The organism is Zhouia amylolytica, from assembly GCF_900116365.1.
GTDB classification, from domain to species: Bacteria; Bacteroidota; Bacteroidia; order Flavobacteriales; family Flavobacteriaceae; genus Zhouia; species Zhouia amylolytica.
In genome coordinates, this window is the sequence record NZ_FPAG01000014.1 from 1 (window position 1) to 9,365 (window position 9,365).

General features: G+C 39.9%; 4 protein-coding genes. All 4 read left to right on the plus strand.

Features of this window, described 5'->3' with window-relative positions; all coding sequences use genetic code 11:
• A partial coding sequence (locus BM361_RS16765) for a T9SS type B sorting domain-containing protein (protein WP_139226747.1) occupies positions 1-3,774 on the plus strand: 3,774 nt, incomplete at its 5' end.
• A gap of 14 nt (positions 3,775-3,788) precedes the next feature.
• Positions 3,789-4,718, plus strand: coding sequence for a PorP/SprF family type IX secretion system membrane protein (locus tag BM361_RS16770; RefSeq protein WP_074980293.1), 930 nt, complete (start codon positions 3,789-3,791; stop codon positions 4,716-4,718).
• Between the two features lie 12 nt (positions 4,719-4,730).
• Positions 4,731-6,641: an OmpA family protein gene (locus BM361_RS16775; protein ID WP_254785876.1), complete on the plus strand. Its 1,911-nt coding sequence runs from the start codon at positions 4,731-4,733 to the stop codon at positions 6,639-6,641.
• A 676-nt stretch (positions 6,642-7,317) separates the two neighbouring features.
• A partial coding sequence (locus tag BM361_RS17025) for an HYR-like domain-containing protein (protein WP_317039412.1) occupies positions 7,318-9,365 on the plus strand: 2,048 nt, incomplete at its 3' end.

Here is a 9,365-nt window from a genome sequence, read left to right on the forward strand (position 1 = left end):
ACTACTGCGCCTGACATAGATGATTCTGCACTTGACAATTTAATTGTTGAATGCGATGGAACTGGAAATAATGGAGCCATTCAGGATTGGTTGGATAATAATGGAGGTGCTACTGCTACTGACAATTGTGGTACAGTTACATGGACCAACAATTATGGAGGAGCCGGTTCTGATTGCTCTGCACCTATTGAAGTAATATTTACCGCCACTGATGAGTGTGGTAATCAATCTTCGGTAACTGCAACCTATGCAATTGAGGATACTACTGCTCCAACCATTACTACAGATGCTGCTGATGAAACTGTGGAGTGTGATGGAAGTGGAAATGCAACTGAACTTCAAGCCTGGTTGGATAACAATGGAGGAGCTATTGCTGAAGATGATTGTTCTGCAATCTCTTGGACCAATGACTTTAACACGTTATCAGATGATTGTGGTGCTACCGGTTCAGTAACGGTTACCTTTACTGCTACTGACGGTTGTGGTAACTTCTCAGAAACTACGGCTACTTTCACTATCGAAGACACTATTGATCCATCGTTCAACGAAACACTCCCTGTTGATGTAACGGTTGAGTGTGATGCAGTGCCAACTGCCGAAATACTTACTGCTAATGATGCGTGTAGTGCTGCTATAGTAACCTACGATGAAGTTAGAACTGACGGCTCTTGTCCTTCCAGTTATATATTAACCAGAACATGGACGGCTACTGATGAGTGTGGTAATGATACTGTACATGTTCAAACTATTACTGTAGAGGATACTACCGCTCCTGCGTTTGTGGAAACGCTTCCAGCTGATACAACAGTAGAGTGTGATGCAGTTCCAGTTGCGGAAACGTTAACTGCTACTGATAACTGTGGGGATGCTGCAGTAACCTTTGATGAAGTAAGAACTGATGGTGCTTGTGTGTCTGATTACACTTTAACAAGAACATGGACTGCTACTGACGAATGTGGTCTGGAAACTGTACACGTTCAAACGATCACGGTTCAAGATACTACAGCTCCTGATTTTGTTGAAGCGCTACCTGCTGATACAACAGTAGAATGTGATGCTGTACCTGTAGCTGAAACTTTAACGGCTACCGATAACTGCGGTGATGCTACTGTAGCTTTTGACGAAGTAAGAACTGATGGTGCTTGTGTTTCTGAATACACTTTAACAAGAACATGGACCGCTACTGACGAATGTGGACTGGAAACTGTACACGTTCAAACGATCACTGTTCAAGATACTACGGCGCCTGAGTTTGTTGAAGCGCTACCTGCTGACGCAACAATAGAGTGTGATGCAGTACCTGTAGCAGAGACATTAACCGCTACTGATAACTGTGGTGATGCTACTGTAACTTATAGCGAAGTTAGAACTGATGGTGCTTGTGTTTCTGATTACACTTTAACAAGAACTTGGACTGCTACTGACGAATGTGGACTGGAAACTGTTCATGTTCAAACTATCACTGTTCAAGACACTACTGCGCCTGACATAGATGATTCTGCACTTGACAATTTAATTGTTGAATGCGATGGAACTGGAAATAATGGAGCCATTCAGGATTGGTTGGATAATAATGGAGGTGCTACTGCTACTGACAATTGTGGTACAGTTACATGGACCAACAATTATGGAGGAGCCGGTTCTGATTGCTCTGCACCTATTGAAGTAATATTTACCGCCACTGATGAGTGTGGTAATCAATCTTCGGTAACTGCAACCTATGCAATTGAGGATACTACTGCTCCAACCATTACTACAGATGCTGCTGATGAAACTGTGGAGTGTGATGGTAGTGGAAATACAACTGAACTTCAAGCCTGGTTGGACAATAATGGAGGAGCTATTGCTGAAGATGATTGTTCTGTAATTACATGGACCAATGACTTTAATGCCTTATCAGATGAATGTGGTGCAACCGGTTCAGTAACGGTAACCTTTACTGCTACTGACGGTTGTGGTAACTTCTCGGAAACTACGGCCACTTTCACTATCGAAGATACTATTGATCCATCGTTCAACGAAACACTCCCTGTTGATGTAACGGTTGAGTGTGATGGAGTACCAACTGCTGAAATACTTACTGCTAATGACGCGTGTAGCGCTGCTATAGTAACCTACGATGAAGTAAGAACTGACGGGTCTTGTCCTTCCAGTTATATATTAACCAGAACATGGACCGCTACAGATGAGTGTGGTAATGACACTGTACATGTTCAAACAATTACAGTAGAGGATACTACAGCTCCTGTGTTTGTGGAAACACTTCCAGCTGATGCAACGGTAGAATGTGATGCAGTTCCTGTAGCTGAAACTTTAACAGCTACCGATAACTGTGGTGATGCGGTTGTGACTTATGAGGAGGTGAGAACTGAGGGGAATTGTGTTTCTAATTACACTTTAACCAGAACATGGACTGCTACTGATGAATGTGGCCTTGAAACTGAGCATGTACAAACCATCACTGTTCAAGACACCACAGCACCAACAGCATCTAACCCCACGCCTGTTACCGTTGAATGTTTCTCTGATGTACCGGATCCGGATGTATCAGTAGTGACGGATGCAGCTGATAATTGTACTTCGGTTCCGACTGTAGTATTTGTGAGTGATGTTTCTGATGGAGGTGCATGTCCTCAAGTAATTACAAGAACTTATAGTGTTTCTGATGATTGCGGTAATACCACCGAAGTAACTCAAACGATCACCGTAGAAGATACAACCCTACCGACCTTTACGGTTCCTGGAGATGTAACGCTTGAATGTGATGTGGATGTAACAGACTTATCAATCACTGGTGATGTAACGGATGAAGCTGATAATTGTTCAACAGACCTGGAAGCTACATTTAGTGACTCGATTGAAGAAGGAGAATGTGCAGGTGAAAGTATGATTACCAGAACATGGACCCTTGTTGATGACTGTGGCAATACAGCTACTGACATTCAGATTATCACTTTAATGGATACCACCGCACCAATGCCAACGGTAACTATTGATAGTCAACTGGATGTTACATGTGATGCTATTCCGGTAGCTCCTGAAATTGATTTTACTGATGCATGTGGCGAGGTGGTTGATGTACAATTCGAAGAAAACAGTACAAAGCAAGACAATGTCGTTGCTGACTATACTATTACCAGAACATGGACGGTTACTGACAGCTGTAACAATACTGCTGAATATGTACAGGTAGTGAATGTAGCTGTTAATGAAACCCGTTCTGCACTACGTGAAATCGAGTTCTGTGTGGAAGATGCTGAAGTCGACCTGGAACAATACCTGGAAGATGGTGTTGCCCGTGGAGGTAGATGGACCATTAAAGAAGGACTTATTAACCTGATCGGTTCTCTGATCAGACCATCAGAAACCGAATTAGGGGTTTATACGGTTGAATACACAGAAACTGTAAATGATTGTCCACAGGTACGAGAATTCAGAATCACAGTTCACGATGAATGTGTTGTATTACCATGTGGACAAGATGATATTGTTGTATCGAAGGTTATTACTCCTAATAACGATGTACATAATCAATACTTTGAAGTAAATGGTGCAACAGATTGCGGATTTACTACCAATGTCAAGATCTTTAACCGTTGGGGTACTGTTGTCTACGAGTCAGACAACTATCAGAATAACTGGGATGGAACCACTACCAGCAGTGCTGTAGGTAGCTCCAGGACAGTGCCAGCGGGTACCTACTACTATGTTGTAGAATTAGAAAACAGTGGATTAAAACCTATTACCGGCTACATATACGTTGGTACTAAATAAAAAACTCTTGACTCATGAAAACATTTAGAAATATTATATACGTTATAGCAATTTTCTGCGGAACCCAAGCATTCTCGCAACAGTTGCCACAGTTTACACAATATATGTTTAACACAATCTCTATCAACCCTGCTTATGCAGGGAGTAGAGGTGGGTTTAGTGTTGTTGGGCTACATAGATCTCAATGGGCCGGGTTCGAAGGTGGCCCTTCAACGCAAACCGTATCAGTACATACTCCTTTAAAAAACGAAAAGGTAGGACTAGGATTTTCATTTATTAACGATAACCTGGGATATGAAAACTCCAGTTATTTTTATGGTGACTTCTCCTATTCTATCCAGGTGAGTCCTGCTACTAAGCTGGCTTTTGGACTAAAAGGTGGTTTTACACATTATACTTTAGATGACGAGTTATTAACAGATCCCAGCGTGGCTAACGACCCTTATTTTACGGAATTCTCAAACCGATGGTCTCCCAATATCGGCGTGGGAACCTATTTACATAACGAACGTTGGTACGTAGGGTTATCGGCTCCAAGAATTTTGAATAATGATTATAATGATGGTGAAGCTGCCGGAGTGGATTATGTAGCCCTGGAGCGCGTAAGCTATTACCTAACTGGAGGATATGTTTTTGATCTTAATACTGATTGGAAATTTAAACCAGCGGCATTATTGAAAGCTACTAACGGAGCACCACTTTCACTTGATGCAACAGCTAACTTTTTGTATAATGAAAAATTATGGTTGGGTGCTGCCTATCGTGTAGATTCTTTTAATACATTCGGTGCAATCATAGATTTTCAAATTTCAGAGAAATTCCGTTTGGGATATGCCTATGAATTACCGGTATCAGGGATCAGGCCTTATACCTCGGGTACTCATGAATTTTTATTGATCTATGAGTTCAAAACAAAAAACTGTAAATGTCCTAGATACTTCTAATAGCCATGTAATATGATGAAATTAAGACTTCTTATAATATGTTTTCTGACTTCCATAAGTTTCTATGGACAGAAAAAGTTCGTAGCAGACAAATATTTTAATGACCTCTCGTATGTAAAAGCAGCTGAGCTATATGAAGAGGTAGTAAGGGATGGTGATTCTACACCTGAAACTTTATACAAATTGGCCGATTGTTATTATAACAATTCAGAATCTGATAAGGCCGGTCGATGGTATGAAGTTGCCTTAAAGGAAGACAAAAAATATGACAAGAAACCTGAGTATGTCTATAAATACATTCAAACACAGCGAAGTATTGGCAATTATGAAAATGCAAACGACTGGTTAAAAATATTTAATGACATTACTGAGAATGATAGTCGTACTCAACAACTGCAGGGTAATCTAGCAAACTATTTTAAAGATTACGCTAAAACGGAAGGGGTTTATGTGCGAACTCAAAACCTTCCGATAAATACAGCAGATTATGACTTCGGTGCTTATGCTGTTGGCGATAAGCTTTATTATTCAAGCGGACAACCTAATGGTAAGACATACGGATGGAACGGACAACCCTTCCTGGACATCTATCAGGCAGATGTTAACAGCAATGGTGATGCAATTACGGTTACTGGTATAGAAGAGCTGAAGGCTAAAAAGGTTAATACTCCTTACCATGAAGCCAATATTGCAATTTCTCAAGATGGACAAACCCTTTACTTTACACGTAATAATGTAAGCAAGAACAATCGCTTAAAATCCGATCATCGTGGGGTTTCCCATTTAAAGCTCTACAAAGCTTCGCTGGTAGATGGAATATGGCAAAATATTGAAGAACTACCCTTTAACGGCTCTCAATATTCAGTTGGACATCCGGCTTTAAGTCCGGATGGTAAAACTTTATTCTTTGTATCAGATAAAAAGGGTGGATTTGGACAAACTGACATTTATGCGGTTAGCATCAATGAAGATGGCAGTTTCGGTAAACCTGAAAACTTAGGTAAACATATTAACACAGAAGGGAAAGAAATGTTTCCTTTTGTAGCTAAAGACAGTACATTCTACTTTTCATCAGATGGATACCTCGGGCTTGGGTTGTTAGATATCTACAAATCTGATATAATACACGACAATAGTGCTGCCGCTGAAAATATGGGAGCTCCTTATAATAGTCAATTTGATGATTTTGCCTTTTTTATGAATAATGATCTTAAAACAGGTTACCTTTCATCGAACAGACCTGGAGGAAAAGGAGGTGATGATATTTATTATTATGAAGCTTTTAATTGTACGCAACTAGTTGAGGGAATTGTTAGAGATGCAAGTACTCAACTCCCGCTGGAGGCTGAAGTATCTGTTTATGACAGTACGGGTAAATTACTCACAAAAGTCAATTCTAACGCCGAAGGCTTTTACAGTCTTCGTTTGGATTGTGACAAGCAATTCACGATAAAAGGGACTAAACCTGATTACCGAGATACCTTGCTGGAAATAAGCACTACCAAAGAAAATGATATGGTGATAAAGGCAGATCTGGATCTAATTCCATTGATTGACAAGGATCAGATTGTATTGAATCCTATCTTCTTTAATTTTGATAAGTGGGATATACGTACCGATGCTCAATATGAGTTAGAACATATTGTGAATGTTATGAAGAATCACCCGCAAATGGTGATTAAAATAGAATCTCATACCGATAGCCGTGGTAGTAAACGTTATAACATGAAGCTCTCTCAACGCCGAGCAGATTCGACCAAAGAATATTTATTATCCAGAGGTATCGAGCAGGAACGCATTGAAAGTTCTAAAGGGTATGGCGAAAGTCAATTACTAAACGAATGTGCTGATGGAGTAAGGTGCTCGGAAGCAAAACATCAGGAAAACAGAAGATCGTACTTCTATATTGTGAAATACTATTAATCCATCCATATAGGTTTTTAAATTTAATGTCAGATGAAATGCAGTTATGGACTATAATACTTGTCCGACCAAATTTCATCTGACATTTTATTTCACTTGATCTCTATATCGATAAAAGGACATGTTTTATCGATTAAATAAAAGAGGGGTATTCCGTTAACGACAAAACGAGTCTTTTAACATTTTTTTTTGTTAATGAGTTGGGTCTAAAGTTCTTTTGTAACAAGGATAATTCCTGTTGCCCTTACTTAAACCAATTACCTTAAATATTAATGTATAGAACATTAATATTTTTTGCTAGTCCCTAAAAATATTGATTAATAGCTAGCATGGTTACTATGGGCAATTAAATAAACCATAGGCCCATGAAACATTTTTACTCGAAACTTTCGTGCCTTCCTGGCACTCTATTCACTAATCACAAATTTGTAGTTCATTCAACTATCAAGGATGGAGATCATTACGGATTATTAACCGGTAATTTCTATTATTTAAAGTTTATCACTTGTATAGATAATCGAATTGAATAAGCTCTTAGTGGTCATTCGCTGATTCGCTATTAGTTAATTCATTTTTACTTGCTAAATAATCCAATTCTATGAGAAAAATTTTACTCTCATTATACACAAAGTGTGATTACTTTATAAAACTTCTTTCCTTAATATGCCTATTTTGGATGAGCATCGGTACGGGGTATGGGCAATGTGACTCTCAGGATTTTACGGTAGGTAATTTTTACCTGGGTGATGCCGATGGTAACCCTATTAATACCTCCTGTGAACCGGGAACCACCCAAACCGCTTATATATATTCATCATTTACCAGAAATACTGCAACTGACAGGTTCACTCTCAGTATTGCTTTTAATATAATATTAAATGATGATCCAAGCACAACAACATCTTATTCTTCTTGCCATTACGAACAAGTTGCAATACCTACATATGTCGATATACAACTCACACCAATAACATACACCTGTGGAGATAAAATTCAAGCAACAGATGTATTTGTATCCTGGGAAGCAAATGATAAGGATCCATGTGATTCTAATAATGGATTTGGAAAATGTTACTCAAACCCACCTGGGTTTGAGGTAGACGGACCCCTCATACCAAACTTTAATTTTGAAAATCCTTGTAATAGTTACAATATAAATTTTACGGATCTTACACGTGGAGGTGAAAATGATGTTGCCTATTTATATAGCTGGGATTTCGGAGATGGAAATACCTCTACACAAGCCTCTCCTTCTCATACCTATGCAGGTGCCGGGGATTATAATGTAACATTAACCGTAACCGATGCTGATGGCCGTGTGGAGAGCCAGACCTTTACCGTCACTGTTTATGAAATTGTATCAGCTACGATAGATAAAACTGATATTCTATGTTCCGGAGATACCGACGGTAGTTTAATTGTTAATGCCTCCGGAGGTGACGGAAATTACACCTATGAATGGTCAGGTCCCAACGGTTTCACTTCTACGAGTCAAAATATAAGCGGACTTGGAGAAGGAAACTATACAGTTACCGTAACCGATGGTCGAGGTTGTGCTGCCGAAAGAAGTTCTTCTATCATTGTTTTAGATACTGAAGCACCAACGATAACAGCTCCTTCAGGATACTCCATAGAAGGTTGTAGTGCAACAGATGTCATTAATGGTACTACATCTTTAGCATATAGTGAAGTAGAAATCTTTATCAATGAAACACAATTTACCGCTGAGGGTGGTTCATTTATTGAAAGTAATGTTGCCAGTATTTCATATCAGGACAGCTCTACTGGTACTTGTCCAATTGTAGTTACCAGAACTTATACGATTACCGATCAGTGTGGCGAAATTGCTACGGATACGCAGGTTGTTACCATCAACATTCCAAATTTTACGATAACCGATATTGATGGTGCTACTACTGTTAATTGTATAACTGATGCTACTGAGACATTTACATTACCCACGGTAACCGATGCCTGTGGTAATACCCTTTCGCCTTCTGCAGCTACGATCATCGATGATCCGGATTCTCTAACCTGTGAAGGTACTCGAACCTTCACCTATACATATCAAGATTGTAATGGAAATACAGATACCTGGAATTTTGTATATACCATCGATTTACCAGACTTTACAACACCTGCTAATGGTAGCAGCACCGTAGAATGTTTGGCTGATGCCCAGGTACAACCTACTACCCCAACAATTCAGGATGCCTGCGGAAATATAATTTCAGCAATCTTGGTTACTACTCCAAGTGCTATCGGCTGTGAAGGTGAAATGGTTTGGGTGTTTAACTACCAAGATTGTGCTGGAAATTCGCATGACTGGACTTATACCTATACCATCGATATTCCGGCTCTTACTGCCATCACTCCTACCAGTGCTACGGTTGAGTGTTATGATGATATTGTACTGCCTGCTCCACCTACCATTAACGATGCCTGTGGTACACCTATCACCCCTTCAGGACCTGTGGAAAGTGCCGTGCCTGAGTGTGAAGGGGATGTAACATATACCTGGACCTATACTGATTGTGCAGGTTCTTCACAGGAATATGTACATACGGTAACCATTGCTATTACAACTGCGCCGGTGGTTCCTGCAAATGACTCCGCTACAGTGGACTGTCTTGCAGATGCTGTTCAACCAAATGCACCCGTGGTAAACGATGTGTGTGGGACTCCGATCACCCCGGTAATTACTCAAAATACGGATCCGGTGTG